Genomic DNA, 25,842 nt, shown 5'->3' with positions numbered 1-25,842 from the left:
CTGCTTTTCATCTTTTTATCAACTCTTAAAAGGATACTAAATGAAAAAAATTCCTGTATTATGATCTTCTTTAGACATTTTAAAAATGTAAGGAAGCATTTATGAATTTCAATATTAGGAATACCTTAGGCCCCTTATTTCTTATCCTTTCATGCCCTATTTTTGTAATGTTAATGTGGTATGCCAATACTCAACTTCAGGGGTCTTTATCTGCTTTATGGGATTTAATAACCCAAAACGGTTTTTTGCAAACAATAGTTACAGTATGGAAGCCTTACTTTTGGGGAACTTCTCTTGCTTGGAAAATTATTTTAGTTTTTGCTGTATTTGAACTGGCTTTAATGCGTATTCTGCCAGGAAAACCATTTAATGGTCCTATTACGCCTAAAGGAAATGTTCCGGTATATAAAGATAACGGTGTTTTAGCATTTATTGTCACTATGGCAACCTTTTGTATTGCATCGTTTGGCTTCAATTTATTCTCAGCCTCTATTCTTTATGACAATCTGGGGGGGCTTTTCGGAGCATTGAATTTGTTGAGCCTTATCTTCTGCATATTTTTGTATCTCAAAGGACGTTTTTTTCCTTCAACAACCGATTCAGGAATAACTAAGAATATATTATTTGATTATTATTGGGGAACAGAACTCTATCCTCAGGTTCTGGGATGGAGTATTAAAAAATTTATTACATGCCGCTTTGGCATGATGAGCTGGGGGCTATTTCTTATTTCCTATTGTGCCAAACAAGCAGAATTAGGTGGTTTATCCAACTCAATGTTAATTTCTGTTCTATTGCAATTTGTCTATCTGAGTAAATTTTACATGTGGGAAAAGGGCTATTTACGCTCCCTGGACATCATGCATGATCGCGCCGGTTTTTATATTTGCTGGGGGTGCATGGTATGGGTTCCTTGTGTTTATACTTCACCGAGTATGTACCTTGTGCTCCATCCGATTCATTTATCCTTTGTATGGGCAATTCTCATTTTGGGCTTAGGATTAGCAAGTATTATTATTAATTATCTTGCTGACAAACAGAGACTTGTTGCACGAGCGACTCAAGGAGAATGTAAAATCTGGGGTAAAAAACCGGTTACAGTATTGGCGGGATATGAAACTACTGAAGGAGATAAAAAACAAACCATATTGCTTGCTTCAGGTTGGTGGGGAATTGCCAGACATTTCCACTATATTCCAGAACTTGCAGGCACATTTTTTTGGTCTGTGCCTGCTTTATTTGATAATTTTTCCCCGTATTTTTATCTTTGCTTTTTAACTGTTCTGTTATTTGACAGAGCATTTCGTGATGATAAACGATGCTCTGCTAAGTATGGCAATGATTGGAAAAAATATTGTGAACTGGTTCCCTATAAAATTGTCCCACTTGTGGTTTGATTAAAAAGATATATCTAGTTCTCACCTACGATAGCGTTCTATGCGTGAGTATGCATACGACACTCTACCTACCTACCTACCGCGCTTTATGCGCGGTATCCAGAAGATCTTAAAGCGACCTTAACTTATTTTTAAGAGTGAAAGAAAATGGCTCACTAAAAATTAGGGATTGACGCATAACATGCCAATAAAATACCCCATAGATGAATATAATCCCCAATTAATATATTTTTAAGATACCATTTGGGTAAACGTTCATTTCTAATGTTGCTTTGTAAGCATTTGATTATGGGTACAAATGCAACAACAAAAAATAACATAAACACATGATAGAGAAACACCAGCTCTTGGGTATTACTGTATAAATAGGTTTTATATCGCATTTGCCAAGGTGTAATACAGATAACAATGAATGAAAAGAAAAATACTTTGATGGTACTGTTTAAATCAGTCATAAAAGGAAGTTTCTTTCTATTCGATACAATTTTTTGTTCCGCTAGGTCGAGTGCATTAAATGACATCGATTCAATCAGGGCACTTATTAAAAAAAACACGCAATAAATGTAAATGCTGGTTGTTGTTAACGAGGGCATGTGCAGTACGTATGTAAGAGTCTAAAAGCCAAAAAAATATGTATATAATTTTATCATAATACCTATTGGGCGTCGATCCAGAAACGTTATCTGTTTCTTAGTGTAAAAATTTCACCATTAAAATCTAAATAAAAAGAAAATTATATCAGTCAAGACTGTTTTTTTATTCTTTATTTGTTAAGATAACTATGTCTCATTTCTTTTTTCAAATAGCCTGTATCTGTGGATATTTATTTCAACTTCATGTCAAATCACCATCGTTCGACTATGAGAAAGTCTTTACCGCACTTATCTTCTTTTCTTTTAAAAACATCATAATTCTTTTAAGTTATTCACATTTTCTGTGGATAAGTCTGTTTATAGTCTGTCAAACCCTTGTAGACTTTTGATGTGAACGTGATGGTACATTTTATTCAATGTGCTTTTTTAGTATTTTTATAAGGATAGACGAAATCATTTTTCTTATTTAGGAAATATTTTTATTTATAAGCTCCCAATATTTGTTGAAAAGAGACAAGTAAAAACAACAAAATTTAAGTCTTCTCCTGTACAGGTAAATAAAACTCCTGTTGGTTCATTTGAATGTTCTGATATTAAGATTTTATGCATTAACTTCATCCCGCCAACAGAATGGCAGGTACTTGATAAAGTGCTAAAAACATTATTTATGGTTTTAATCTGGCCAGAGCTTTCATAAGCTTGCTCGCATTGAGGAGCTTGTCCGCTTGGCGGGGAAAGTGGTTTTTCAGCATAAGCGTTTTGATAAATTAACGAAAAGAGCAGCAATAATCCACGAAAAATTTTCATAAGAATCGTCCATGTAATATTAATTTCTTTTAGTATAGGTTTGAATTGAAAAAATGAGAAATACGTTTTTTCGGGATTGAATTGAAATGGATTTAGAAATATGAGGGGAAAGCCCATAGTTCGCTATGCAAAATACGGGCTATGTCTCGTTATAGAATCTGACTTCCTAGATAAATACTTGCAGCAGTTACGCCTGTTGTAACGATTACTTTTGTAAAGAAACCACACCATGATACTGTGGTTTGTTCTTTTTTTACTTCGTAATCTTTTGGCTGATGAGGATTTTCAATAGGTTTGCTTCCTAACTTACCACTTAGGAAAGGGCAGGCATCCATTGTTTCCAGTTCACAACTTGCTTTTTCCACCTTGGATTTTATTGGCAATACAGGAGGCGGAGGACTCTGGCTGGAAAGTCCATAATATAATGAAGGGGCAAGTTTTTGGATGACTAAACCTAATCCTCCATTAATTCCTCTAGAATTTGCTTTGACTCCTGAAATTCCTTCAAGTCGCTGTAGGGTTTCACCAATGGTAAATAATTTCTGAAGAGCGATCGTGGCATCAGAATTAATATCCATGGACTCATCGTTCTCTAATTGACGTATGACTTCAATAAGATGATTCGTACCGAGTTTTTCTCTGAGTTGAGCAACGATTTTTTCGCAGTAAGCAAATTGTAATCCTAAAATTGGCCCATTTTCATTAGTGGGTAAATGCAAGGCATCTTCTCTTAGGTTTAAAAAAAATTCGTCATCATTTAATATCGCTTTAAGTGCCCGTGCATTAGGATGTTCTTCTCCATAATGAAGTGTATCGCGTAGCAATTGTTCAAGTATCATTTGTTCTGAAACAAGAACTGCAATGGATAATAATGCGGCTGCATTTTTAGGATTTGTTAAATCAGGATCGGTCAATTGCCCATTAATTCGTACATCAATTAATCCTTCATCTGTGGTAATAGGCATCTCTCTATCTAAATAGAGAGCAGGACTACCATCTTTTTTTTGTAAATCAAAAGCATAAATAATTGCTTTCAGCGTGTTTTGATTTGTTGTGTAGGAATTAGTCAAATGTTTTAATAAAGGATGTCTTACACTTTGTTCTAAAGTTGTCTTTAAAGGTTGAACCATTTCAAATGCAAGATTCAATGTTAATAGATCTTCTACGATATCTTTTTCTTTTGCATCTCTTTGCATTTGATTATATACACGTTTTATGACGGTAGAGTCCATTAATTGTGAAGGATCAAAGCCATATTCCTTTTCTAAAATTTCAAGAAGAATATCCATCGCATTGAATGAGCGGTTTTGTGTATGCAGGATATGCTCATTACCTTTCATTAAACCAAGCATTAATAATTTTCCCTGGTTCTCAGGTAAGCGGCGAAAACCGCTTTTTGAAATTCGTATTACTCGAAGTATATCTTCTGCATGCTCTGGTTTGACTAATTTTTTATTATTTTCATTAATAATCCAACCCATGGGTGCAGGATGATCGTTTACATTAACTACAAAACCATTGTCTTGATATGTTTGAGTATGTTCAGGATCAAGATCGATTCTGGTGTTTGAGGGAATAGCAGATGTCTCTATTTCTATTCCGGAGTAAGTTTTAACAATTTTTTTATCATGTTGAGTGATAATTTCAAATTCGCCTTTATCTAACTCTTGAGTAATTAATTCATATTGCTGTGCATCAATTCTTTGAGGGTGACAAAGATATAGAAATCCTTGTTTCGATAGTTGGCTACTAAGACAGATTCCTGTTTGCCAAACTGAAAAATGAATGGTATCCCAAATTGATTCGCCACCACGAAGACCCTCTGTGTTGGGATATTTAAGTGCCTGGTTACGCTCATTTAATATTTTCCCTTTCCCAATACTATAATGGCTGGATTTTTCCAATAATTTCGTATTTTGTGAAACTGTTGAGCCTTCCTTGCAAAGACCAAACACATCAGACTGATTTTTTCCTTCGGCAGTATGCTCAATAGAGTTTTCCTCATAGTTTTCTTCGCATGCTGGCTCAATCAAAGCAGAAAACTGGGCTAAACTTAATTGGAATCGAATGGCCAATGCGCCCATTTCGGAAAAATTTTTTCGCAATGCTTCCATTCCATAAACAGAAACATCTTCATCTTTAAATTTTGTTCCCGTATATTTAAGTGTGAAACCTTTTATTGATTCTTGCTTTTGGAACATTATTCACCCGTTTTTAATTTAAACCAAAAGGCATTAAATTATACATATAGATTATTAACGAATTATTAAGTTCTTATTAAGAACACAAACTTTCTTTCTTTATTATTTTGAATATTTATTAAACAAATATAAAAGATTGTGAGGTTGTTCTAAAAATATAAAAATTGGGTATTCACAGCGGTTTCTTCCACCTCTTTGGAGAGGCGATTAGATTTGGTATTCTCCTGAGCTTTTTGGGGGGGCGTTTGTAGATTCTAGAAGTTTTGTTGATTCTATAGAGGGTGGTTCTGATATTTCCGCCAAATCATTTTCTGTTGTATTTGTAGGCTTCTCAGAAGTTGTGTCTTTTGAATCGAGTATGGGACGCATTGCGTTTGAGTAACTGCATCCATGGTCATATTCATATAATGCTTCTTCGAGGATTATTCCTTCATTCTCTTTTTCAAGTTTCCGCTTGAATTTCTCGTCTTGACTCGTCGCATAAAGTTCTATTCCCCATTTAACTACTCCAAATATTGCCAGCCCAATACCAAATCCAAATAAAATAGGGCCCATTATAGGAGGAGCGGCTACTGCACTTAGCAAAATCATTAAACCAATAGTTGACAAAATCACACCAGCCCCACCTAAAGCAAAGTTAGTAAAGGATTTGGGGATGGCTTCATTGGCTAAGAGATCATTTCGTTGCAATTCATGCAATGGTTCCGTTATGCTTTCAATCTCTTTATCAATTTGGGCAATTTGGTGTTGAAGCTCAGTTACTTGATCAATAAGTATTGAATGGCTTGTCTGATCGTCTTTGTCAATTATTTCTGTGATCTTCGCCAAATAACTTACCGCTATTTTACGCTCATCATATAAATTTGAAAGTTTGGTTATGGGAGGGTCATCAGAGGGTAATTTTTCCCATCCTATTTTACTGCGCATCGCATTGATAAACCGCAAAAGAGTGTTATCCATTTGGGGAGGCACATAAGGTTTTTTATTGCGAATCGTATTGATAAACTGCAATTCTTCGTTTTCTTTTTCAAGTGACGAACTGGTTGAGTGTTCAAGCAAGTGTTCTAGTTCTAAAGCTCGAATTTCCAATCGTTCACGATACTTATTATTTTCTAAAGCATCTGAATCAAGGGAATCTAATAAATGGTTAAACTCCTCTTTTTCTTTATAAGCGCTCCACGTTTTATATTTATTAAAAAGTGAGCCTATAAATGACATCCCTTCTATAACCGTAACCAAAGAAGCCAAAGCCAATCCAATTTTCGCAGCAACTAATCCCCCCATAACAAAGGCGGTGATACCTAAAGCGGTTAAGCCCAAAAGAAAACTTACTGCTAAAATTTTACCCAATATCGAACTGTTTTTGTCCGTTATCATGGCAATCGAAGCGGGAATAATGGCGACAATTTGAAACACAAATCCAATGTATGGGAGTTCTTTTGCCGATGAAAAAGCGGTGGCAGCCAGGCCAAAAAATTTTTGTGCACCTTCAAGTAGACGTTGGGATAACTTCCCCTTTTTGTGGGCAATTTCAATATATGACTTCTGTTCTTTCTTCCTTTGGTTTATTCTTTTTTTTAAATCATCCATTTCATCTGAAAGAACGACATGATTTTTGCGTGAATATGTCATAGTTGCTTTTCAAAATGGCATACATTAAGTATAGGGTAGCATTTATTATGTACACATTAAGTGCAATTCGCTATTTATTATCCATGTTGCTCTCATAAAAAACAATAGAGTAATGAAAATGACCAGGGGAGACATCGATGGTAAAAATAAGAAATTTATTTATAGTGCTCCTTTTCGGGTTCCAAGCTTCACTTTATGCATCTACGATTGAGCAACCTTGGCTTGATAATAAAATTCGATCATTTATAAAAGGCAAGCCTGTAAAAGCTATAGTTTATGGCCTGTGGATCGATGGAAAACCAATTAGTATTCAGGCTATTGGAAACTCCATGACTGCTGTACCCGCCACAAAAGACATGTATTTTCGTATAGGTGGAGTAACAGAAACATTACTAACAACTGCTTTGATGTTGTTAGTAGAAAAAAAAGATCTAAGTCTTGAGAATAAAGTGGCACGCTGGTATCCCGATTTGCCCAACGCAGATCAGGTTGATTTAAAAATGCTTGCTAATGGTACCAGTGGTTTTCCTGATTATGTTTATAATGAAGGATTTATTAAAGCAGTCATTGAACAACCCTTTAAACAGTGGTCTGATAAAGAGTTAATTGATTATGCGTTTATGAAAGAACCTTTATTTAAGCCAGGTACCAATCAACACTATTCTCATACTGACTACGTTATATTAGGGAGTATTTTAGCTCAGGCAAGTAATCAGCCGCTTAATCAATTATTTCGTTCATTAATTTTAAAAAAATTGGGCATGGAAAAGACCCGGTTTGATCGCACAGCAACGATACCCTGTCCTGTGTTACATTCATTTAGTCAAGACAGAGGGGTTTATGAAGATGCAACTTTTTGGGATCCATCCTGGACTGCAAGCTCGGGTGCCACGACTTCAACCATAGAAGATTTAGGAAAATGGGCGAATGCCTGGATGAATGGTAATTTGCTAACAGCCAAATCGACACAACAATTAAGAACTCCAGATACTGTTGGAAAGGGGAAAAATACAAATGAACTTTATTTTGCAATGGGGTTTGGCGTAGCCAATCATTGGCTTATGCAAAATCCTAGATTTGGTGGTTATAGTGGGGTTTTTGCTGTATTACCGGAAAAGCAAATCGTGTTTATTGCATTTAATACCTTAAAGCCCATAACGAATGAAACCAATAATTTAAGCATAGACTTATGGAAAGAACTAGCATCTGTTTTAGCACCTGATTATCCTGTTCCTGATTTCAATTAGGGATTTATCCAAAGAGCAAAAGAAGTGAAACTCGAATTATTGATGGTATGCGCTATGCTAATTAAAGAACCTTATCAATTGTGAGTTATCGTATGGAGTTTTATACGCCTTCAGGATTATTGCCTTTGATCCAAGAGCTTAAGCAATTAAATATTCTAGAACATGCTAATCATGAAAATATGGAAAAGGTTTCATTAATTTTAAGAAATTGGGTTAAAAAAACAGATTGGCTTGAGGAGCATTTTTATACTGTTGACCCAGTGAACGGATTTACTTCTTGGCTAATTTTTGAAGAGCCAGATCACTCCTTGGCTGTTAATATAGTTGCTTGGGAGCCTGGGCGAGAAATTACGCCACACGATCATAAAACCTGGGGTGTAGTAGGTTGTGTTGTAGGTGCAGAAAAAAATTTTTTTTGGATTCGTAGGGATGATGGTTCCCAACCTGAGTATGCGGATATTCAAAAACAAAATAAAGCCATTACCTGTTTTCCTGGTGATGTTATTGCTTTTAATCCCGATGACATTCATAGCGTAGTTAATGTCTCCGACTCAGTAGCAATTTCGTTGCATGTGTATGGGAAAAATTTAAATTATACCAATCGTTTTCAATATAACCCTCTGACCCACACTGCTGAACCTTTTATTGTTGATTTCAATTAATGCTCTATGAGTTGTGCAGGTTAAGTATTAAGAATTCGTTATGTACCCTTGTGGTGTGGTTTTCATGAATTTGACTATATTTTCTTATTTTTTGTAATAAAACTTATCTTTCCTGTACGTTCCAGGTAGGCTTCCTTTATTTGATCTAAATTATCAGTCTTTAACTTATCTCTTATGATTTCTAATAAATCCTCTTTAGATATCTGATTTTCTTCCAGCACCGCCCAAATAATTTTTCCATCTTTAATTAGAGTTCTTGGTTTGCCTTTTATTAATTTACCAAATGTATGATATTTAAAAGAAAGTTTAGCAAATGCCCAATGTAAAAAAATAAGTAAAGCACTACCTGCCATTGCTTGTATCAATGTCGAAGGACCGTTAATTGTTCTGCTTAGTACGGCTCCAATAATAATGATCAGTACGAAATCGATGGGTGTATCAAAATGAAATCGCTTGTTGCCTGTTCGGATTAAAAAAATAGCGTAAATATAAATTATAAACGTTCTTATAAGAATATAAGAAAGGTCCATACTTGAATTAATTTTCTCGAGATAAGAAAGCCACATTTATATCTCCCTAATACTCATTTGTCTGAGCGTTAATTAGAGGTATCCATATTATTTTTCAAATCAAATATGGATCGCTTCTTAATGAAATTAAGAAGCGATCCTGGTTCCGACCATCTAAACTGGCGGAGGAGGACCTCTGCGGCCAAGAACAATAAAAACTATAAATAGTACCAAAAATATAAAAAATAGTATTTGTGCAATACTCGCAGCGGCTCCGGCAATTCCTCCGAAACCAAAAGCTGCTGCAATAATCGCAATAATAAAGAAAAGAATAGCCCAACCCAACATACATCTTCCTTAGGAATATTTCCACTGGACTCATGATGAGTGTGTTTTGAGTATAGATTGCGTAAATTTAAATTCAAGATATATCAGAATAAAAATCCCCTTCTCGCTCTTGAAAAAGATTTTTTGTTTTTTTATAGCCCTAGTTTAGTGCAAGTATTGATTAGATTGACTAAAAAACGCTTACTTCTCCAGTTAAGCGTTCCCAGCTTATGATGCAACACTATCCCCCTTTTAAGGAAAATAGGGTGGTTATAGCAATCTACATGATAAAATTAAAGGAAAACCTTAGGTTGCCATGTTAAAAAGAAGGCTATAATTGATTCATCATGTGTAATTAGAGACTTGGTAAAGATCCACGCCATGCAAAGGTGATATTTTTAAATCAAAACCAGAGAAAAAGTTCCTGAAAAAGATAAACCAACAAAGCACAACAACATGCTAGAAAAGAAAATATTAAAAAAGCGCAAGAAGTCAAACATCATTAAAAGAGATCTATGATTTATTTGTTCATTTCTGTTTTCTGAAAAGCAAATTTAAAACAAGGAGAAAATCATGAAAGGAATAATGAAAATGATTGTTTTAAGCAGTATGTTTGCAGTGTCAAGTTATGTAATGGCTGATAATGCTTCTTCTACTCCAGCAAATACGACTACTACCACCCAGCCAGCAGCTTCAAGTGCCAATCAGCCAGCAGCAAATACGCATCCAGGCATGTGGATATGTACTACCAATGCGAGCAGCCCAACTTCAGGTTCTCCTGATGAGCAGGCCGATCAGACAATGGCTAAAAATGAGGCTCCTGGAGGTTCTGCATTTGATTTTGCCTTAAAAAATTGCCGTGACTGCACAAAGATTACCTGCGAGTTGCAAACAAAACCTGCGCAATAAGAAAGAGTATTCACTAAAAAACCCCAGTGTTTTCATGCACTGGATTTTTTCGCATGAACTTATATTTACAGGAGGTTATTATGCCATGGAGCAAATCGGATTATCCAGATGCAATGAAAAATTTGAGTTCATCTACTCGAGAAAAAGCGATTGAAATAGCAAATGCGCTTCTTAAAGAAGGATATGAAGAAGGCAGGGCCATTTCAATTGCAATCGATAGAGCAAAGAAAAAGAAATCCAATAATTAAAAAATACCTGCGAGAAAAGGAGCGTCCTATCTTAGCTGTTCGACAAGAGAATGGATTAGTTGAACAATTAATTCTGGCTGCTCCTTTTGTATATAATGTTCACTATCTTTTACATCAATACGTTTTGCTTTGGGTACAAAAGTATCAGCTACCAGATCATTGGCGTGAGCAATACCATGTATTATAGAATCCGCCATATCCTGGGTCACATAACTTGGCCAAAACCCACTTTTGACTACTTCGCTGGCCTTTGGAATCTTACCAGCGGTGAGTACAATAGCAGGCATATTTAATTTTTGGGTACGATAAGCATTTAATTGTTTGAAGCTTTCCTTAAAGTTAATTATTTCACCATTTTTATAATGGGAGCTTAGTGATTTAGAGCTGTTGTCTACACCAAAGTAAAATACTTCAATTTCTTTTTTTGTCCATGCCTCAAGTAGTTTTTCATTGGTTACATCTATAAGGATCATTCCTGCTACATCATTGGGGTATTTCAACGCATAGAGTCTTGCAGCCAATCCTCCTGCAGAATGTGCGACAATAATAAAAGGTTTATGAATTTTTGCGGCTTTAACCAGTTGATGTAAATCATCCACTATATCTGCAGCTGAAACGGGCTGCTGCACAGGATCGCTACGACTTTTTAAAAAACGCTCGTCCCCGATTATTTTGATTGTTCCTGGGCGATCATAATCGCATACTTTTGTGAATTTACTGACTCCAGTAAATACAGTTATCTTTTTTCCGGTTAGGGGCGTTTCCCAGCCCGCATCACCCCGATCAGGATAACCGGCAATGAATAATACGGTGGGTGATCCTGAGCCTTCACAATGCATAAATATTTTTCTTTCTTTTCCGATTGTAATGGAATTGTTTTCATCCAATGCGGCGGAGTCAGGTACCATTGATACATAGGTAAGGAGGCTTAAATAAAGCCATTTCACTATTTTCATAATCTGATTTTCTAACATTAGATATGCCCTATTTAGAGTATAACTGACTTTTTTCAGTCCACAGGATGAGGATGAGTTAAGGTAACACGATGACAGTTTAAGTATTTAGTGAAATTGTTACTTTATCTTGTTTTCAATTCGTTTATCAGGAATAAACCAGATTATCGCGACAATTACATAAAGTATTTGAGCGATCCATGTGTAAACATAAGCCAGGGGAATTGCTAGGACATATAAGAAGATAAAGATATTTCCTTTAAAGTCGTTTCCAATCGCTTTTGAAACTAACGACTCTTTTCCTTCATGTGAAATAAGAGTATGCACGAGTATCGAATAGGAAATAGCAGCCATTAAAAGCACTATCCCATAAAAGGAAGTCGATATCGCAGTTTAGTGATTTTCTCCCATCCATCCTGTTGCAAATGGGAATAGGGAAATCCAGAATAAAAGATTGAGATTTGCCCAAAGTATCTTACCTGAAATAGACTCTACGGCGGTAAATAAATGGTGATGATTATTCCAATAAATACCAATATAAATAAAGCTTAATAGATAACTCAAAAAAATGGGTCCAAGAGGGGAAAGGCTGGCGAAGGTATCTCCATGTGGAATTTTAATCTCTAGTACCATAATTGTAATAATGATTGCGAGCACATCATCGCTAAATGCTTCTAATTGCGTCGTTTTCATTTTTCTTCCTAATTGAATCCATAAATCCATTTAGAAACAAGCAATTGCCGCTTGAATAGAAGTAAGTTTAGTAAAAACAATAAGTTGCTTGCTTTATGATGGTGCATGTTTCTTCCTATTTTAGGGAGCAATTTTTTCTCACTATCTTTTTAGATGGATTTTGTATTTGGACCTATTGACGTTGATTGAAAAATATGCAAAATTTATATTTTATTTTCACATTATTCTAAAATGAGTATCTTTCTAAGGTAATTGATTATGGGTTCAAGATCTAAGCATGCTAAAATTTCATTATTTAGTGCAACAGCACTATCTGCTACTGCTATGGTTGGTTCAGGATGGCTCTTTAGTGCTCAGTTAAATGCTAAAATTGCAGGCAATTACTCCTTCCTTGCATGGGTTCTGGCAGCATTATTGGTCATGGCGGTGGGATTATGTCTTGCACAAGTTGCATCAATCTACCCAGTGCGTGGGGCAACTGCCCGGTCTAGCGCGTTGTCACACAATAGTATTTTTGGCATGCCTTTTGCCTTTGCCAATTGGTTTGGATTAATGGTTACGATTGGTACAGAAGCTCAAGCGACTACACAATATTTAGCGGCTGCAATTAAGAGTGATGTTCTAATCGCGAACAATGTGCTGACGATTTACGGCAAATTATTTGCATTGAGTATCTTGGTCATTTATTTATTTATTAATTATTTTGGTATTAAATTATTAGCCAAAATTAATAATACAGTGACGGTAATAAAAATTCTTAGTCCGATTTTTACTATCGTTATTTTCTTGATTATGCGTTTTGACACCAGTAATTTTACCCTGGATACAAATTCTCAATACGGAATTGGCTCAGCAATCACTGCAATCATTTCTGCTGGATTAATTTATTCTTACAATGGATTTCAATTAGCAGTGGCCTTTGCCAGCGAGATTGAAAATCCAAAACGAAATATTCCTCTATCAATCATTCTTTCAATTGTAATTGTGATGTTTGTTTACATGCTGTTGCAATTATCCTTTATGGGCTCTGTGCCCCATAGTATGTTAGCAAGTGGTTGGAGCAGTCTTAATTTTCATTCACCTTTAATTAACTTAGCCATGTTGCTTGGAGTAAATTTCTTAGCAATGATCTTGATTGCTGATAGTATCGTCAGCCCATCAGGCACAGGATATTCTTATTTAGGTGGTGCTTCACGAATGTTTTACGCCATGGCTAAAGAAGGCCAAATGCCAAAGAAAACCATTGGTAAATTACATCCTGAATATAATCTGTGTCGCCGCTCCTTGCTCATTAACTTCACGCTCACTGCGATATTTCTCTGGAATTCCGATAGTTGGGCCTCATTAATGGTCATAGTAACGGGGTATCATTTAATTGGATATATGGCAGCGCCGATTAGTATGGGAGCGATTAAGCCGAACACCAAATTATTTGGGTTAATCATCTTTTGTATTCTTGGACTCATGATGAGTACTTTACCTGCCAGTGATTTTCTAAAGATGAATTTGTCGATTTCTATGTTGATGGTAATTTATGGAGCAATACAGATTGCACGTCGAATGAAAGTAACAACATTATTAGTATTATCAACGCCTTTTCTAACTTATTTGTGGTTAATTTATTTCTATCAAAATATTTATTACATTCTGCTCGTGTCCGCTCTTTTCTATGCATTAATTACACATAAAGAATACGTCAAATTATGTAAAGAAACTCGATTCATTGCTGATGATGCAGCTGATATTGCCGTAAATGTCAATCAAGCTCAGCGAGCATAATATGCCCCGTCCGTATTAACCAGTTTAATACGGACGGTATGGATTAACATTTTTCTGCTACAACAAAGTACTTGTGCCAATGTTTCATAGAGTACTCTAATGCATCTGCTTCATCACGTTCTTCTTCTTCAAGCAATTCGATTTTAAATGGAAGAAATAACTGATGTAATTCTTTGTAACTCAGAAATGTCATATCGGCTCTTTTATTTCTATTCCATCCATCATTTATTCCAAAAAAGGTTCCAGAAAATAGTCCGCCTGGCTGTAGTGTTTTTAAAATCAACTTCCAAAATTTATAAAAAAGCTCAGGTTTTAAAAAAGGGAGACTATAACTTGCGTTAATTAATTGGGAAATCGGTAGAGAAGTGAATGACTCAAATGAAGCGACTTCTGTCTTTAATTTACTCTTTAATGATTGCGGGCAGGAGGATAATAAAATGGATATTGCTTCTGCTTGAGAATCAATCGCTAGAACGGACCAGTCATTTTTTAAAAGTTCAAGAGAATCTGAACCGGAGCCGCATCCAAGATCAATCGCTAATTTGGGAAGGTCGAATTTATTCCTACAATGAAACAATTCAATTGCTTTCATTAAAGTTTTTCTAGGAAGAGTCTTTTGCTTTGTAGTTTTATAATAATTTACCCAATTTTTATTATTCATATGATGTTCCATAGCTAGTTACCAATTAGTAACTAATTGACTGATTAATATCGCTTTTATATTCTCAAGAATGGAATTTGGAGCCCAAAAGGAGAACCATTATGAAAGAAAAAATTATCAAAAAAATTGTTCGAGAAAAAGTATTAAAGAAAAGTAAGGGATGGTGTGGCCCTGGTACCTGCATCGGATAATTAAAGCAGCATGCATCATATGCGACATGAAATATGATGCATGCAATAAAACTTAACAGGTCTAATTTATGTACTGTCCTAATCTTAACGAATTAATACATTATAAAAATAACAAAATTATTTATCGATACAATAAGGATTATCCTCATGCAAAAATGCATGCAGAAGTTGCTTTAAGAGAGCTAATGAAATTTATTTGGCTTTGTTTAAAGCACAAGTCAGATAAAAAAAACAATCCTGAAAACGAATTATTTGACTTTACTTGTGCTATTCATCCGGAAATGTGTGATATTGATAATATGTGGCATACATTTCTTTTATTCACGAAAGATTATCATGAGTTTTGTGGTAATTACCTTGGGGGCGTTTTCTTTCATCATGAGCCTATTGTAAATACAAATGACACTACCTTAGATGAAAACTATGAACAGAAGTTGACTCTATATTTATCCTATATATATGATAATTTGGGTGAAGAGACATTGATAAAGTGGTTTGAACACTAATTCACAAATCGCGCTTTTCTAAAAATTCACTTTCGGCAATCATAATTGCATCCATATTTTTTTCAGTCCATGATGTTAATGAATTAAGAATAATACCTAACTCGTTCCCTAATGGAGTTAATGAGTATTCAACTTTCATGGGTAATACTGGAAATGAACGTCTCACTATAAAACCGAAACGTTCTAATTTCATTAATGTTTGGGTGAGCATTTTAGGAGAAATTTCTCCTACTTCACGCTTTATCTCTCCGAAGCGAGAGGTTTTATTTAATAAGATGTTAATTATTAAAATGGACCATTTGTCACTAATTTTTTCTAGTACATTATGTGATGGACAGCGTTTGTTATATACAGAGAAATTTTTTTTAGACATGAAGAAGAACCATTAAAATAGAAGTAGATAGCAGGCATAACTCGTATCGTAAAAAAATATAAGTTATGCCATATTGTGAGTGGTTGCACCTAAGGACTATAACTCCCATTATCAGTTTGAAGTTGAGGATTGGTATGATCTGTTTTTCCCAAAATGACCGGCTTATCAAAAAATCCATCTTTTCCTCGCTGTTTCGGGCTTAAACTGGAGCTCTCCACCTTTTTTTGTTCCAGTAACAGATTTACAACTTGCGTGAGGCGAGAAACCATATTATGAATATCAGTAAACTGAGTATAGCCATAATGCGCAGTAACACGAATATTGTTAGGGGGACGTACATCTATTTCAAATTGTCCTAATTCGCTTGATTGTTTTAGCATAGTTTCTATCTGCCTGACATCGCTGATTCCTTTAACACGAAAAACCAGCATAGCGCCTCGCCGCTTAGGGTCGTCAGGAGTAATCCACTCAATTTTGTCACCCAAAAACTGTTGCAGGAGCGCATGCATATAACGAGTGAGGCATTCTGATTTAGCAATTAATTTATCCCAGCCAATTTGGCTCATTGTTTGCATATAGGTTTTTACTGGAGCAAGAGCGATAGGGGAGGGATTGCTGCATCTGAATGCCCAAGCACCTTTTTGCATCATAATTTTAGCATCAAAATCGTCGATTAATCCGAAGACTTTATCTGAAGCTGCTGCTTTCCAACCTTGAATTGGTGGGTATTTTTCCAAATCTGTATTCTTACTAACATACATACCAAATCCACTACCTGCCGAGCCACAAATATGTTTATAGCCACAACCTACAGCATAAGTAACGGGTAATTCTTTCAGATTTAAAATCCTATTTCCTACTGTATGAGCTAAATCGAGGCCCACAATAATCTGGTGCTTCGTGATTACATCCTTTAATTCATTTAAAATGTAGGTGATATCAAGTCGTTGTCCCGTACTAAATACCAGATCCGATAAGTGTAAAATTTGAATTTGGCCTGCATTTTTTTTGATAAAAGCAATAATTGCCTCTTCGCTATAGAGCCCTTTTTCATCCGGCAGAATTTTTAGGGTAAGGGATGCGGGATTAGGGATACGGCTGGAGGGGCTAAAAACGCCAAATTGTTTTGCAGTGTGTATTCCTCTTTTTAAGATGGATTCAATGATGGCTTGATCGGAGAAAAATTCTTTTCCTAAATGACAAATACCAGTTTTTCCTGATTGCCAATCAGTAAGGGTAGGGCGGTAAAAAGTATCAACCAGTCGACCTAGATTAGAAGATAAGCCTTCCTGAGTATAGAGAAATTCACAAGGCTCGGAAAAACCTAACATTGCCTGCATTGCTTTAATTGCGTCTTCCTCAATATCGCAATCAAACCAGTTACCGCCTCGTTCATGAGTTTCCGAAAAATGCCCTTCATGTAAATGAGTTGCCTGTAACTTAGTAATTCGCTTTATTTCTCTCACGGCAGGTTTGAATACCGGTCCCAAAGAATGACCAGCAAAAGGGGCTAAACCGCCATATTCGAATAAATCATGTAATTTTAAAGGGTCAACGGAATCCAAATAAGTAGCATCTTTTAAAGACAATATATCTAAGTTCTCAGAAATTAAGCGAATGAATTCATCAGGGTTAGATACCATAGCTTCTATTAGTTCCTTCATAAATACCTCTAAAATAGATTTTTTTAGGCACCCATATTAATCTTTTCTTTTATTTGATTCTATGGACTGTGCTAAAAAAATAGACTCTCGTCCAAAAGCAATTTGCTATTATTTGAAGAAGGATTTTATTGTAATTAACTTAAAATATGATTCCATTATTTCGCTGTTCGCTTTGGACTGATTTGTTATTTCTAATCCCTAATGTTTTGTGGTATTTAAAAAATAGGGGGGTTATAAAATACGTCCTACCTACCGTTGTGTTTTGGAGAGGCCTTTCACTAAGCTATTCCAATCTTTTAGAACTTTCAGATGAACGAGGAATTAAGCTCACAGATTATAGTTTGGATAATGTTTCTGATTATTATCGTAAAAACCAACTGGAGAAATTAACTCCTAAAAAAACAGTAGATAAAAATCAATTAACCATGAAAAAAATAGAGCACAAGATCAAGAAAAAATGGCTCTATTTATTAGTTGATTCTAATGAAACTGTTTATGATTTCTTATTTTTAGAAACTCCTAATGAAGAGAAAGCGAAGCAATTTTTTGAGCAATCGCTTGATTCAAATAGCTTGCCTCCTAAAATTAATTTATTAACTCTCGACTTACCTAAGAAGCTTCAAGCTCAATACGAGGACTAGGCCTGATTCTTACGTCGAGTTGAGGTTAAATGAGTTTCTCTTCAGTAAAAGGAGTGTGTTGTTGTGCTATATATAAACAATAAGCTTATTAAATCACGGTATCAATATGCCATCACTTCCACAAGAGGTATTAATAGAAAAAGCGAGCAAATGGCAAGGACGTTTTAGGGGGGATACTGCAAGTTTTAACAAGGAGGTCACTAACGAAGGGGTTTGCCTGGGGTTAGGAATTTGGCGATTGTATTGCACATTAACAGGAAAATATGGGGAATATGAAAAGATATTAAAACTCATTTATGACTCTGATCCTCTTGCAGAAAATATTAGCCCTGAAGTGCATCAGGCATATGAAACCTTTATTCAAAATACGTTATGGTTGCATCGAACTCTACGTATTGAAGCCGGGACGCAACAGGATCGCATGAAAGGGGCTTTAGAAGCTCTATTTGAACGGAAGGGGGAGCCATTTCCCCTAACTTATCATCAACAATTTGCGGGCATTATTACCGTTGAAGAACTCAAGGAAACCCTTGCAACCTATTTAACACTCGATCCAAGCAAACAGCAAGGTGTAGGATTTACTCTGAGTTGTAACAAACATTCTATATCGATAACACGTGTTGGCGACCAAATTGAAGTGATTGATCCCGCTTATGGGGAGTCCTGGATTATTAAAATACCTCAAAAAGAAACTGCAGAGGAAAATGCAGCAGCACTTAAATCAGCTGTAAGTAAAATGTTTGATGAGGCAATTCATAGTGCTTTACATTTTGATGAAGTAAAGTTTCAAGGGACGTACACGGGTGTACGTATGCATGTGTATTCACGATTACATGATCCAAATCCTGAAGTATTGCCAACTATTTATCCGTCTGCTACCGAATTAGTAACTTCCATTTATGAAAAAAGGAAAGACACACTGGATCAGCAGGATAATTTTACAAAGCTCGATGCATTAGCCTATGCCGTACAAAACGGGGATAAAAAGTTAGTTGAATATCTGGAACGAACGCTAGGATCGGTGAAACTTGAAGCAGCTAAAAAACAAGCATTTAAAAGCGCTGTATCCTATGGACAGCTAGAATTTGTAGGTCGCTATTATAAAAAAGAATACGTGGATCAAAACGTACTGATTCATGCGTTCTCCAGCGGTGACAAACAAGTAATTAATTTTCTACTTGAAAAAGGACACCGTCTTGAGAAGAAGGCATTTGAGCACGCACTTGCTGATGCTGTACGTCTGGATCAAGGATACACTTTTAATTTACTTTTAGAATACTATGATCAATTCCACAAAGATAAAACTGATTTAGTTAATCCTACTGAATTGATCTATTCCGGTGCATTAACTAAAACGCCCACTCCATTATTGAATATCGCTGCGCAAAATAATAGTGTCGAAGTGATGCGTATGTTATTAGGCAGAAAGGTCAATTTATTATTAACCGATGAAGCAGGGCGAAATTGTTTGCATTATCTTACTCTTCATCAACCAGAACTTTTTGTAGATATTGCATCACGCAATCCCTCTTTATTATTCGCCAAAGACAAACAAGGTGAACGTCCTATACATCGCTTGTATCGAGCAGGGGGAGCGTTGAGCGAAAAGATTTATCCCATACTCATAAAAGGGGAGCAATGGTATGAAGCATATGTCTTAGCGCTAAAAAATAATAACCAAAGCATGATTAAGCGGTGTCAAGAAAATATTACTTTTGCCGCAATGCTTCAGCATGAAGCAGGCACAGCGAAAAATCGGTTTGTTGAACTGTGTGAGACAGGAACATTTGATGACGGACGAACGCTTCCATTCACTCAAGCATTAGCGGGTATAAATTATACGGAACAAACTCAAGACACACTTCATAGCATCTATTTATTGGCACTCAAGCATGGTAATGTAGAAATCATAAATTCAGTGTTGCACGTTGTTGCACGTGATCCCAACATACTCTTTAAAAAAGGCTCTGTGGTTGCCTTATCTCCCTGGAAAGTCCTGACTCAAAAACCCGAATTATTTGAGCTTGTTGAAAAAAAAGTGGACATTAAAAAGCTAGCTCAAGAGCAGTTAATTGAATATTATCTCATCGCTTTACATCATAAAAAAATCGATCTGTGTAAAGAGATTGGTGGTTTTATTCTCGATAAAAATTATCTGTTACTCAAGAGTCCACAAAGTCAAACTGATCCCTTCATCCTTTTTGAAAAAGATGAAAATGCATTTAATCAGTTAATAAACCCCATCGCCTTAGATGGTTTAAAACCCGAGGCTTTAAACCAAATGTATCTATTAGGATTATTGCATAACAATGAAGAGGTATACATAAAGTGTATTAAAAAATTAAAAGAAGACCCTGCTTTTCTTGCACGCACTGATGATCTTGATTTGTATTATCAAAGGAACAATAACGTTTTATTTAAAGAGTTATTTTCAATAAAAAATGTCAGTGAAGAATGGTGCAAAAAAATCTTTATTAAATCCCTGTATGATAAGAACTACGAGATAGCAGATGCGGTTTTAAAGAAATTTCCTCAATTGGTCAATGCAGAAATCGATAATATCAATGGTGGGCGTCAGTATCCTTTGTGGGTTGCAATTCACCAGAGAAGTATGGATCGATGCCAATTTTTATTAGCGCATAATGCAAATCCTTACGCAATAAGAACAGGGATGCTTAGCGGTACATTAATGAAAGAGGCACAAAGATGTGGTGATCCTCTAAAAAAATTGTTCGAATCCTATGATGTAAATATTAAGATCATGCAGAATCAATTTTCAGAAGTATTTGAACAATTAATAGAACATAAAAAATGGAAGCTCACTAAAAAATATGGGCTTTTTGGTGATTATACTGATACGACTGTATTAAAAATTGGCGATAAATCAGTACATTTTCCCAAAGAATTAAAATCAATATTTGATGTCATACAAAAAGCAATTAAAGAAACCAGTATTCCGGCATTGAAAGAGCACAATCATAAATTGGCTGAAGGAATTAATTCAATGCCTGATAAGGTTTTACCTCCATCCTTAAAACTAAAGCTCATTGAAACAATGAACTCTGCCCAAACCCAACTAGTGGCAATCGACTCCTTGCAATTCGCTCCGAATCCTTTTCTTGTAGACGCTTCCGCTCATTCTTATAAGGGTTCTCTGCAGCAAATAAAGTTGAGTAGCGACAAACAGGACGCTGCGATGCATTCGCCAAGATAATGGACAGTGTGTCATCCCCTATTTTCTTTGCTTATAAAAATATGAGTTCAAGAATGACTTAACCAGTATGTTCTATAATTATACAAAATAATTGGTTTTAAGGAGGAACCCATGTCTAAAATCCAGCCTATGGATCAAATTGGACCCAATAATGCAGGGAAAATGATTTTGCGTGGATGTTTCATGAATGTTTCCCAACCCTGGTTGGAGGAAACCTCTGGACGAGTGGGAGAGTTGCTTTCTAACTACCTTGATAATCGCCACGAGGAGGCTACTAATATTAAGCTAAATTATGGGGAAGGTATCCCAAGCGGTCGTGAAGAAGGTCCTGATAAAATAGATATTGACTTTATGACAAGTGTGATTTCCAAATTAAAGGCTTTAGAAAAAAGCGGAGCTGAACTTAACGAAGCCACCGAAGAAGATATTTATGAACAAGTAACAGAGCAAATTATAGTAATCGAACAAGAAATAAAAAAGTATAAAACTCAATGTATTGAATCAGATTTAGAGCTCATGTTTACGGGTGCTCCAAGTGTGATTATTGAAAATGTGAAATCACGTGACGCAGTTACTCATGCTCAAAGTATGAAGTGGGAAGATATAGATTTATTTGAGGGAATGACTATTCATAATGAATCAACTTATGAGCCGCCTACTTTTTCCCCGAAATAACATGACAATTGTATTTTTGATTTAAATCAATGGGATTTGCTTTAGATCCCATTGATTTTTTATAAAATTTTATACTGCTTTTATCTACTTAGTAGGCTTTTACCAGTAATTGGTTGAGTATAAACTCCGCTATTATATTCTTGCCAGTTATCGGCAGGCCTGACGTCACATTTTTTTGAAACCATGTGCCATCCCGGTTCATTTTTATAGTCGAGTATGATGTGCAAATTTATTTGTAATAAGCAGTTGAAAAATAAGCTAATTTAAATCCCAATCTAGTTAAAAACTTTGCATCATTCCGGAAATCTGAAGGCATTGAGCCATTTTAGGGTTTTCTAAACGATTTTCATCATAAAATCCGACGTACAACTAACCAAATCTGCATCCAGATCCTTTGAAGGCACAATTCTTTTAACTTTAAAAGGCTTAGAGGCACCATGTTTAATATGTTCTACTGGTTCACTGAAGACAGCATCCTTTATGAAAACTGGAGCTGGTTCTGGCGGAGTTACTTTTATTTCAGGTAAATTTAAAGTTTTTTTCAAAATGTTTTTTTTACGCACTAATAAGTTAGATAATTGTTCTAAATATAATTTTTTATCATCCATTGATAATAGTTCTATGTATTCATCACGGATAATAAGTTTTTTAATGTAGGCATCATCTAAACTCGTAAATTTTGCTAACTCATATTTCAGTTTTTCTTTATCAATGTCATGAAAAAACTCACTAAAATGTAAATTGCCTAGTATGTTGTTAGGATTATTGCATACTTTGCTTAAGGAAAAGAGTGAATATATTAAAGGATTGTCCCATGATAAATTGGATTCAAACTTAGCCAGGGCAGCATCAATCCTATCTGATGGGATATCAAATATAGAATCACTGGGATCTATTTTTATAATTTGGTGTTTACCCGAAAACTTGATAAGACCTATGTTACGTAGACCCGCGCCTAGAACATCCAGATCCTCTAAGATAATCGCTGCGGCAAGTAAACTTTCTTTTCCGTTAATTGATAAATCACTTTCAAATTTTTTATAGGCGTTTACAAATTCATCAACTTTATTATATTGTTCAATTTCTTCTAATGCATTTTTGTTGTTAAGCCATTCAATAAGATCTTTGTAACCAGGTAAGACCTTTGATATTAAAGCAAGCATTTTTTGATAGTATCCAATATATAAATTTGCTGTACATACCCCAAGGACTTGATAAATAGAGTTGGAAATATGGTCGTGTATTGCATTTATCGCAGTGAGTTCTTCTGTTCCTTTTTTAAGTTTCACTACAAAATACTCTTCATCTGCTGCATCAGACCAAAATGAAAATTTTGTTCTTGCCATCCTTTCGCCTTAAAAAGGTAATGTCGATACAATCCTATGGTGAGCAATATTCTATAAAATGGCAACTATTAATCCTAAACCCTCCTGGGAAGCTATCGTTTGAAATAGTCATAATTCAAATGAATCCGCTGGATTTGATGCAAGTAAGGTGGTTTTTCCATTGTCTTCTCCATTTTTTAATTTGTTTTTCTCGTATACATTGTAAATGGATCCCTGCCTACACAGGGATGACCGACAACAAGTCGTGGGGTCAGGGTTGATGATTGGAAAATAGATGGGTTTATCCCGGTGTTAAGAGAAGCAGGACTATGCCTTAATAAAACCTTAATATTGAATGTATAAAATATATACTATGAATGCAATATTTGCTCATGACTTTTATTAATGACATTAAGGATGCAACGTGAATAAGATTTTAACTCTATCTTTTTTTATGCTCATTGGATTATTTTGTTCCCACGCCAATGCAAAAACAATTAAACTTAGTCCCAATGAATCGAAGATGCTCGCAAATAATACGATGTGGACATTGAATGCTACTTGTGTGGTTCAAAGCACGCACCCTACTAAGAGCAAAATCAAAATTAATGTAGTAAAAAATAGCGGTACCGTAAATGGGAAAAAACTATCTACTGGCCAAGGAACCCTAATCAAAGTAAAAAATAACAGCAGTTTATCTGTGAGTGCAGAATCAGGAACTCAAATTAATCTTATTAATTTAGGATCAGATGAATTGCAAGCTGTTTGTTCTACTTAAGTATTCACAAAATGTCTAATAGATCCGCACGTTTATCGCTCAATGTCCCGCGCGGGGACATTGAGCGATTTATAAAAATTTAATAGTTAGAAATGAATTCTTTTCATGTTTGTATTCATCAGCGCGGATCACTTCATAATTGCATACATTGATTTCTTTGTATTTTTTATGTTAAGTTGTTCAAATGAGCAAATATCGTTCGCTAATTCTGTTGTTACTCATGAGTGCTCTCTTTCTTGCGCCACTCAAGATGCCAACTTGCCTAAATAAACGTGTGGGTGCACCTGCTGCTCTTTCTTTTGCGCTAACTCCTTGCTCTGTTCAGCAAGCTATGAATAACGGCTGTTTCTCTGCTTCTTATTGGCTTCAAGATGAATTTCATTTGAAAGTACAATGGATAGCACAGTGGCTCATTGGTTTGCTTGGTTTTTTACTTGTTTTCTCAAAATATAACTCTCCTCGGGATGAAATATATCGTCCTCCTATTTGATTTCTCTTTTATTTAAATTCAAAAATAATTATTAGAGGAATCAAAATGAAAAAAATAATTTTGTCATTATTGATGACATTCACCTCATCTTCTGTTTTTGCTGCGGGTTTTAGCAGCGCTAATCCAGTCGATGCAATGATGTTTATTCAAAATCATAGTCCGATTTTTTATTTGGCTGCCTTCTTTGGCCTCGGTGTTTTGTTGGCGTTTACCCCCTGTGTTTTGCCTATGGTACCGATCCTATCCAGTATTATCACAGGACAAGGAGCCAGTACAGGACGCCATGCCTTTAAATTATCTTTAGGCTATGTAATGGGTATGGCAGTCACATATGCTGTAGCGGGAATGTTGGCAGCATGGTTTGGTTCAACGGTACAAACTTTAATGCAGCAGCCGATGATTATTGGGGGTTTCAGTATTTTATTTACTTTAATGGCCTTATGGTTGTTGGGTATTTTTGAATTACGATTGTCAATTTTCACACGGTTTACCCTCAAAAAATCACGTCGACATGGTGTTATCTCAGCAACTTTGATGGGGTCTTTGTCAACTTTGGTTGTATCTCCGTGTGTCACGGCACCCTTAATTGGTATTCTAACGTATATTGCTCAAAGCAAACATGTTGCTCAAGGCGGTTTGTTGCTTTTTGTTTTAGCTTTGGGAATGGGATTACCCTTGCTGCTTGTCGGAGCCGGTTATGGGCGTTTTTTACCAAACTCTGGACCTTGGATGGTTCGCATCAAACAAGTTTTTGCTATCATGATGTTTGCCATGGCTGTTTGGTTATTAAGCCGTGTTGTGCCACCATTTTGGATTGATGTGCTGTGGGCTATAGTCTTACTTATCGCTGCATGGGTTTTTGGTGCATTTCGTCAGGAACATCATTTGGGGGGGCGATTGTTACAAGGTGTGGCTTTGTTAGCCATGATGGGGGCAGGGGCTTTAGCTTACCAAGCATTCCAACCTGCTCCACTTGTTCAATCAGTAAAACATGCTCCATTCCTAATGGTGCATAGTCTTGAAGAGGTCAATGCTAAATTAGCTGAAGCAAAGGCAAACAACAAGCGCGTTTTTATCGAGTTTTTTGCTGGGTGGTGTAGTGATTGTCAGGCTATGGATAAGTATGTTTTTAACCAAGCTGCAGTCATCGATGCGATGCAAGACTTAGTAAGTCTTCGGGTTGATATCAGCGAAAAAACAGATGCAGTAGCCAAGATTCGTCAAGCGTTTCACATTTATGGTATCCCCACGATGCTATTTTATGATAAACAAGGGCAACAACTGACTAATTTAAGCTCTGTTGGACGGATATCTAAAGAAAAGACCTTGCAATTATTGGAGCAATTCCGGAAGTAACATGCCCGTTA

General features: G+C 35.8%; 26 protein-coding genes. 13 read left to right on the top strand and 13 right to left on the bottom strand.

What is annotated here, in order from left to right:
- The first annotated feature begins 101 nt into the window (after positions 1 to 101).
- The gene (locus LXO92_RS12490) at positions 102 to 1,397 is read left to right on the top strand and encodes a phosphatidylethanolamine N-methyltransferase family domain-containing protein (RefSeq protein WP_182349899.1); all 1,296 of its coding nucleotides are present in this window, start codon (positions 102 to 104) and stop codon (positions 1,395 to 1,397) included.
- 155 nt (positions 1,398 to 1,552) lie between these two features.
- Here LXO92_RS12490 and LXO92_RS12485 read toward each other — a convergent pair whose 3' ends face one another.
- The 4 genes from LXO92_RS12485 to LXO92_RS12470 all read right to left on the bottom strand — a co-directional run bounded on the left by LXO92_RS12485 (position 1,553) and on the right by LXO92_RS12470 (position 6,630).
- Entirely contained in the window at positions 1,553 to 1,918 is a 366-nt protein-coding gene (locus LXO92_RS12485) for a hypothetical protein (protein ID WP_232891086.1), read from the bottom strand.
- A gap of 555 nt (positions 1,919 to 2,473) precedes the next feature.
- Positions 2,474 to 2,797 carry a hypothetical protein gene (locus tag LXO92_RS12480; RefSeq protein ID WP_182349897.1) on the bottom strand — a complete coding sequence of 108 codons (324 nt, stop codon included), beginning with the start codon at positions 2,795 to 2,797 and terminating at the stop codon, positions 2,474 to 2,476.
- 149 nt (positions 2,798 to 2,946) lie between these two features.
- The gene (gene ceg17, locus LXO92_RS12475; RefSeq protein WP_232891085.1) at positions 2,947 to 4,998 is read right to left on the bottom strand and encodes a Dot/Icm T4SS effector Ceg17; all 2,052 of its coding nucleotides are present in this window, start codon (positions 4,996 to 4,998) and stop codon (positions 2,947 to 2,949) included.
- Positions 4,999 to 5,205: 207 nt separating this feature from the next.
- Complete coding sequence (locus LXO92_RS12470; protein WP_232891084.1) at positions 5,206 to 6,630, bottom strand: T4SS effector SidA family protein; 1,425 nt, start codon at positions 6,628 to 6,630, stop codon at positions 5,206 to 5,208.
- A gap of 137 nt (positions 6,631 to 6,767) precedes the next feature.
- Here LXO92_RS12470 and LXO92_RS12465 point away from each other — a divergent pair, with 137 nt between their 5' ends.
- Both LXO92_RS12465 and LXO92_RS12460 read left to right on the top strand, forming a co-directional pair.
- The gene (locus tag LXO92_RS12465; protein WP_232891083.1) at positions 6,768 to 7,877 is read left to right on the top strand and encodes a serine hydrolase domain-containing protein; all 1,110 of its coding nucleotides are present in this window, start codon (positions 6,768 to 6,770) and stop codon (positions 7,875 to 7,877) included.
- A gap of 92 nt (positions 7,878 to 7,969) precedes the next feature.
- Positions 7,970 to 8,539 (top strand): cysteine dioxygenase family protein, encoded by a 570-nt coding sequence (locus tag LXO92_RS12460; RefSeq protein WP_232891082.1) that lies wholly within the window; start codon positions 7,970 to 7,972, stop codon positions 8,537 to 8,539.
- 74 nt (positions 8,540 to 8,613) lie between these two features.
- Here the strand turns inward: LXO92_RS12460 and LXO92_RS12455 are convergent, their stop codons facing one another.
- Positions 8,614 to 9,105: a DUF421 domain-containing protein gene (locus LXO92_RS12455; RefSeq protein WP_182349892.1), complete on the bottom strand. Its 492-nt coding sequence runs from the start codon at positions 9,103 to 9,105 to the stop codon at positions 8,614 to 8,616.
- 117 nt (positions 9,106 to 9,222) lie between these two features.
- A complete protein-coding gene (locus LXO92_RS12450) occupies positions 9,223 to 9,396 on the bottom strand; it encodes a DUF1328 family protein (protein ID WP_182349891.1) in 174 nt (57 codons plus the stop codon).
- Positions 9,397 to 9,948: 552 nt separating this feature from the next.
- On the opposite strand from LXO92_RS12450, the gene LXO92_RS12445 reads away from it, so the two are divergent.
- Positions 9,949 to 10,284, top strand: a complete 336-nt coding sequence (locus LXO92_RS12445) for a hypothetical protein (RefSeq protein ID WP_232891081.1) — start codon at positions 9,949 to 9,951, stop codon at positions 10,282 to 10,284.
- Between the two features lie 80 nt (positions 10,285 to 10,364).
- Complete coding sequence (locus LXO92_RS12440) at positions 10,365 to 10,532, top strand: DUF2188 domain-containing protein (protein WP_182349889.1); 168 nt, start codon at positions 10,365 to 10,367, stop codon at positions 10,530 to 10,532.
- A 26-nt stretch (positions 10,533 to 10,558) separates the two neighbouring features.
- Here LXO92_RS12440 and LXO92_RS12435 read toward each other — a convergent pair whose 3' ends face one another.
- The 3 genes from LXO92_RS12435 to LXO92_RS12425 all read right to left on the bottom strand — a co-directional run bounded on the left by LXO92_RS12435 (position 10,559) and on the right by LXO92_RS12425 (position 12,178).
- Positions 10,559 to 11,488 (bottom strand): alpha/beta fold hydrolase, encoded by a 930-nt coding sequence (locus tag LXO92_RS12435; RefSeq protein ID WP_233291542.1) that lies wholly within the window; start codon positions 11,486 to 11,488, stop codon positions 10,559 to 10,561.
- 117 nt (positions 11,489 to 11,605) lie between these two features.
- Positions 11,606 to 11,839, bottom strand: a complete 234-nt coding sequence (locus LXO92_RS12430) for a hypothetical protein (protein WP_232891079.1) — start codon at positions 11,837 to 11,839, stop codon at positions 11,606 to 11,608.
- Positions 11,840 to 11,878: 39 nt separating this feature from the next.
- Positions 11,879 to 12,178, bottom strand: a complete 300-nt coding sequence (locus LXO92_RS12425) for a TMEM175 family protein (protein WP_232891078.1) — start codon at positions 12,176 to 12,178, stop codon at positions 11,879 to 11,881.
- A 258-nt stretch (positions 12,179 to 12,436) separates the two neighbouring features.
- Between LXO92_RS12425 and LXO92_RS12420 the strand changes: the two genes are divergently transcribed.
- Positions 12,437 to 13,957 carry an APC family permease gene (locus LXO92_RS12420; RefSeq protein WP_232891077.1) on the top strand — a complete coding sequence of 507 codons (1,521 nt, stop codon included), beginning with the start codon at positions 12,437 to 12,439 and terminating at the stop codon, positions 13,955 to 13,957.
- Between the two features lie 43 nt (positions 13,958 to 14,000).
- Here LXO92_RS12420 and LXO92_RS12415 read toward each other — a convergent pair whose 3' ends face one another.
- Positions 14,001 to 14,618: a class I SAM-dependent methyltransferase gene (locus LXO92_RS12415; RefSeq protein ID WP_232891076.1), complete on the bottom strand. Its 618-nt coding sequence runs from the start codon at positions 14,616 to 14,618 to the stop codon at positions 14,001 to 14,003.
- Between the two features lie 259 nt (positions 14,619 to 14,877).
- Here LXO92_RS12415 and LXO92_RS12410 point away from each other — a divergent pair, with 259 nt between their 5' ends.
- The gene (locus LXO92_RS12410; protein ID WP_232891075.1) at positions 14,878 to 15,315 is read left to right on the top strand and encodes a glycine-rich domain-containing protein; all 438 of its coding nucleotides are present in this window, start codon (positions 14,878 to 14,880) and stop codon (positions 15,313 to 15,315) included.
- 1 nt (position 15,316) lies between these two features.
- Here the strand turns inward: LXO92_RS12410 and LXO92_RS12405 are convergent, their stop codons facing one another.
- Positions 15,317 to 15,688 carry a winged helix-turn-helix transcriptional regulator gene (locus LXO92_RS12405; protein WP_182349884.1) on the bottom strand — a complete coding sequence of 124 codons (372 nt, stop codon included), beginning with the start codon at positions 15,686 to 15,688 and terminating at the stop codon, positions 15,317 to 15,319.
- An 89-nt stretch (positions 15,689 to 15,777) separates the two neighbouring features.
- Positions 15,778 to 17,352, bottom strand: a complete 1,575-nt coding sequence (locus LXO92_RS12400) for an aminotransferase class V-fold PLP-dependent enzyme (protein WP_182349883.1) — start codon at positions 17,350 to 17,352, stop codon at positions 15,778 to 15,780.
- Between the two features lie 146 nt (positions 17,353 to 17,498).
- On the opposite strand from LXO92_RS12400, the gene LXO92_RS12395 reads away from it, so the two are divergent.
- From LXO92_RS12395 to LXO92_RS12385, 3 genes are all read left to right on the top strand, one after another.
- Positions 17,499 to 17,993 carry a hypothetical protein gene (locus tag LXO92_RS12395; protein ID WP_182349882.1) on the top strand — a complete coding sequence of 165 codons (495 nt, stop codon included), beginning with the start codon at positions 17,499 to 17,501 and terminating at the stop codon, positions 17,991 to 17,993.
- 106 nt (positions 17,994 to 18,099) lie between these two features.
- On the top strand, positions 18,100 to 21,207 hold the full coding sequence (locus tag LXO92_RS12390; RefSeq protein ID WP_232891074.1) for a hypothetical protein: 3,108 nt from the start codon (positions 18,100 to 18,102) through the stop codon (positions 21,205 to 21,207).
- A 111-nt stretch (positions 21,208 to 21,318) separates the two neighbouring features.
- A complete protein-coding gene (locus tag LXO92_RS12385; protein ID WP_232891073.1) occupies positions 21,319 to 21,882 on the top strand; it encodes a hypothetical protein in 564 nt (187 codons plus the stop codon).
- Positions 21,883 to 22,217: 335 nt separating this feature from the next.
- On the opposite strand, the gene LXO92_RS12380 is transcribed toward LXO92_RS12385, so the two are convergent.
- Positions 22,218 to 23,228 (bottom strand): hypothetical protein, encoded by a 1,011-nt coding sequence (locus LXO92_RS12380; protein WP_182349879.1) that lies wholly within the window; start codon positions 23,226 to 23,228, stop codon positions 22,218 to 22,220.
- A gap of 403 nt (positions 23,229 to 23,631) precedes the next feature.
- Here LXO92_RS12380 and LXO92_RS12375 point away from each other — a divergent pair, with 403 nt between their 5' ends.
- The 3 genes from LXO92_RS12375 to dsbD all read left to right on the top strand — a co-directional run bounded on the left by LXO92_RS12375 (position 23,632) and on the right by dsbD (position 25,831).
- Positions 23,632 to 23,985 (top strand): cupin domain-containing protein, encoded by a 354-nt coding sequence (locus LXO92_RS12375; protein WP_182349878.1) that lies wholly within the window; start codon positions 23,632 to 23,634, stop codon positions 23,983 to 23,985.
- A gap of 184 nt (positions 23,986 to 24,169) precedes the next feature.
- Positions 24,170 to 24,475, top strand: a complete 306-nt coding sequence (locus LXO92_RS12370; RefSeq protein WP_182349877.1) for a hypothetical protein — start codon at positions 24,170 to 24,172, stop codon at positions 24,473 to 24,475.
- Positions 24,476 to 24,520: 45 nt separating this feature from the next.
- Entirely contained in the window at positions 24,521 to 25,831 is a 1,311-nt protein-coding gene (gene dsbD, locus LXO92_RS12365; protein WP_182349876.1) for a protein-disulfide reductase DsbD, read from the top strand.
- Positions 25,832 to 25,842 lie beyond the last annotated feature (11 nt).

Source organism: Legionella resiliens (genome assembly GCF_021344005.1).
GTDB lineage: Bacteria > Pseudomonadota > Gammaproteobacteria > Legionellales > Legionellaceae > Legionella > Legionella resiliens.
The sequence above is the reverse complement of the archived record's forward strand: the minus strand, read 5'-3'. Positions and strand labels throughout refer to the sequence as shown.

Coding starts and splice junctions, on each gene's coding strand:
- LXO92_RS12490 (WP_182349899.1), top strand. CDS start 102: ATGAATTTCAATATTAGGAATACCTTAGGCCCCTTATTTCTTATCCTT.
- LXO92_RS12485 (WP_232891086.1), bottom strand. CDS start 1,918: ATGTCATTTAATGCACTCGACCTAGCGGAACAAAAAATTGTATCGAAT.
- LXO92_RS12480 (WP_182349897.1), bottom strand. CDS start 2,797: ATGAAAATTTTTCGTGGATTATTGCTGCTCTTTTCGTTAATTTATCAA.
- ceg17 (WP_232891085.1), bottom strand. CDS start 4,998: ATGTTCCAAAAGCAAGAATCAATAAAAGGTTTCACACTTAAATATACG.
- LXO92_RS12470 (WP_232891084.1), bottom strand. CDS start 6,630: ATGACATATTCACGCAAAAATCATGTCGTTCTTTCAGATGAAATGGAT.
- LXO92_RS12465 (WP_232891083.1), top strand. CDS start 6,768: ATGGTAAAAATAAGAAATTTATTTATAGTGCTCCTTTTCGGGTTCCAA.
- LXO92_RS12460 (WP_232891082.1), top strand. CDS start 7,970: ATGGAGTTTTATACGCCTTCAGGATTATTGCCTTTGATCCAAGAGCTT.
- LXO92_RS12455 (WP_182349892.1), bottom strand. CDS start 9,105: ATGTGGCTTTCTTATCTCGAGAAAATTAATTCAAGTATGGACCTTTCT.
- LXO92_RS12450 (WP_182349891.1), bottom strand. CDS start 9,396: ATGTTGGGTTGGGCTATTCTTTTCTTTATTATTGCGATTATTGCAGCA.
- LXO92_RS12445 (WP_232891081.1), top strand. CDS start 9,949: ATGAAAGGAATAATGAAAATGATTGTTTTAAGCAGTATGTTTGCAGTG.
- LXO92_RS12440 (WP_182349889.1), top strand. CDS start 10,365: ATGCCATGGAGCAAATCGGATTATCCAGATGCAATGAAAAATTTGAGT.
- LXO92_RS12435 (WP_233291542.1), bottom strand. CDS start 11,488: ATGAAAATAGTGAAATGGCTTTATTTAAGCCTCCTTACCTATGTATCA.
- LXO92_RS12430 (WP_232891079.1), bottom strand. CDS start 11,839: ATGGCTGCTATTTCCTATTCGATACTCGTGCATACTCTTATTTCACAT.
- LXO92_RS12425 (WP_232891078.1), bottom strand. CDS start 12,178: ATGAAAACGACGCAATTAGAAGCATTTAGCGATGATGTGCTCGCAATC.
- LXO92_RS12420 (WP_232891077.1), top strand. CDS start 12,437: ATGGGTTCAAGATCTAAGCATGCTAAAATTTCATTATTTAGTGCAACA.
- LXO92_RS12415 (WP_232891076.1), bottom strand. CDS start 14,618: ATGAATAATAAAAATTGGGTAAATTATTATAAAACTACAAAGCAAAAG.
- LXO92_RS12410 (WP_232891075.1), top strand. CDS start 14,878: ATGTACTGTCCTAATCTTAACGAATTAATACATTATAAAAATAACAAA.
- LXO92_RS12405 (WP_182349884.1), bottom strand. CDS start 15,688: ATGTCTAAAAAAAATTTCTCTGTATATAACAAACGCTGTCCATCACAT.
- LXO92_RS12400 (WP_182349883.1), bottom strand. CDS start 17,352: ATGAAGGAACTAATAGAAGCTATGGTATCTAACCCTGATGAATTCATT.
- LXO92_RS12395 (WP_182349882.1), top strand. CDS start 17,499: ATGATTCCATTATTTCGCTGTTCGCTTTGGACTGATTTGTTATTTCTA.
- LXO92_RS12390 (WP_232891074.1), top strand. CDS start 18,100: ATGCCATCACTTCCACAAGAGGTATTAATAGAAAAAGCGAGCAAATGG.
- LXO92_RS12385 (WP_232891073.1), top strand. CDS start 21,319: ATGTCTAAAATCCAGCCTATGGATCAAATTGGACCCAATAATGCAGGG.
- LXO92_RS12380 (WP_182349879.1), bottom strand. CDS start 23,228: ATGGCAAGAACAAAATTTTCATTTTGGTCTGATGCAGCAGATGAAGAG.
- LXO92_RS12370 (WP_182349877.1), top strand. CDS start 24,170: ATGAGCAAATATCGTTCGCTAATTCTGTTGTTACTCATGAGTGCTCTC.
- dsbD (WP_182349876.1), top strand. CDS start 24,521: ATGAAAAAAATAATTTTGTCATTATTGATGACATTCACCTCATCTTCT.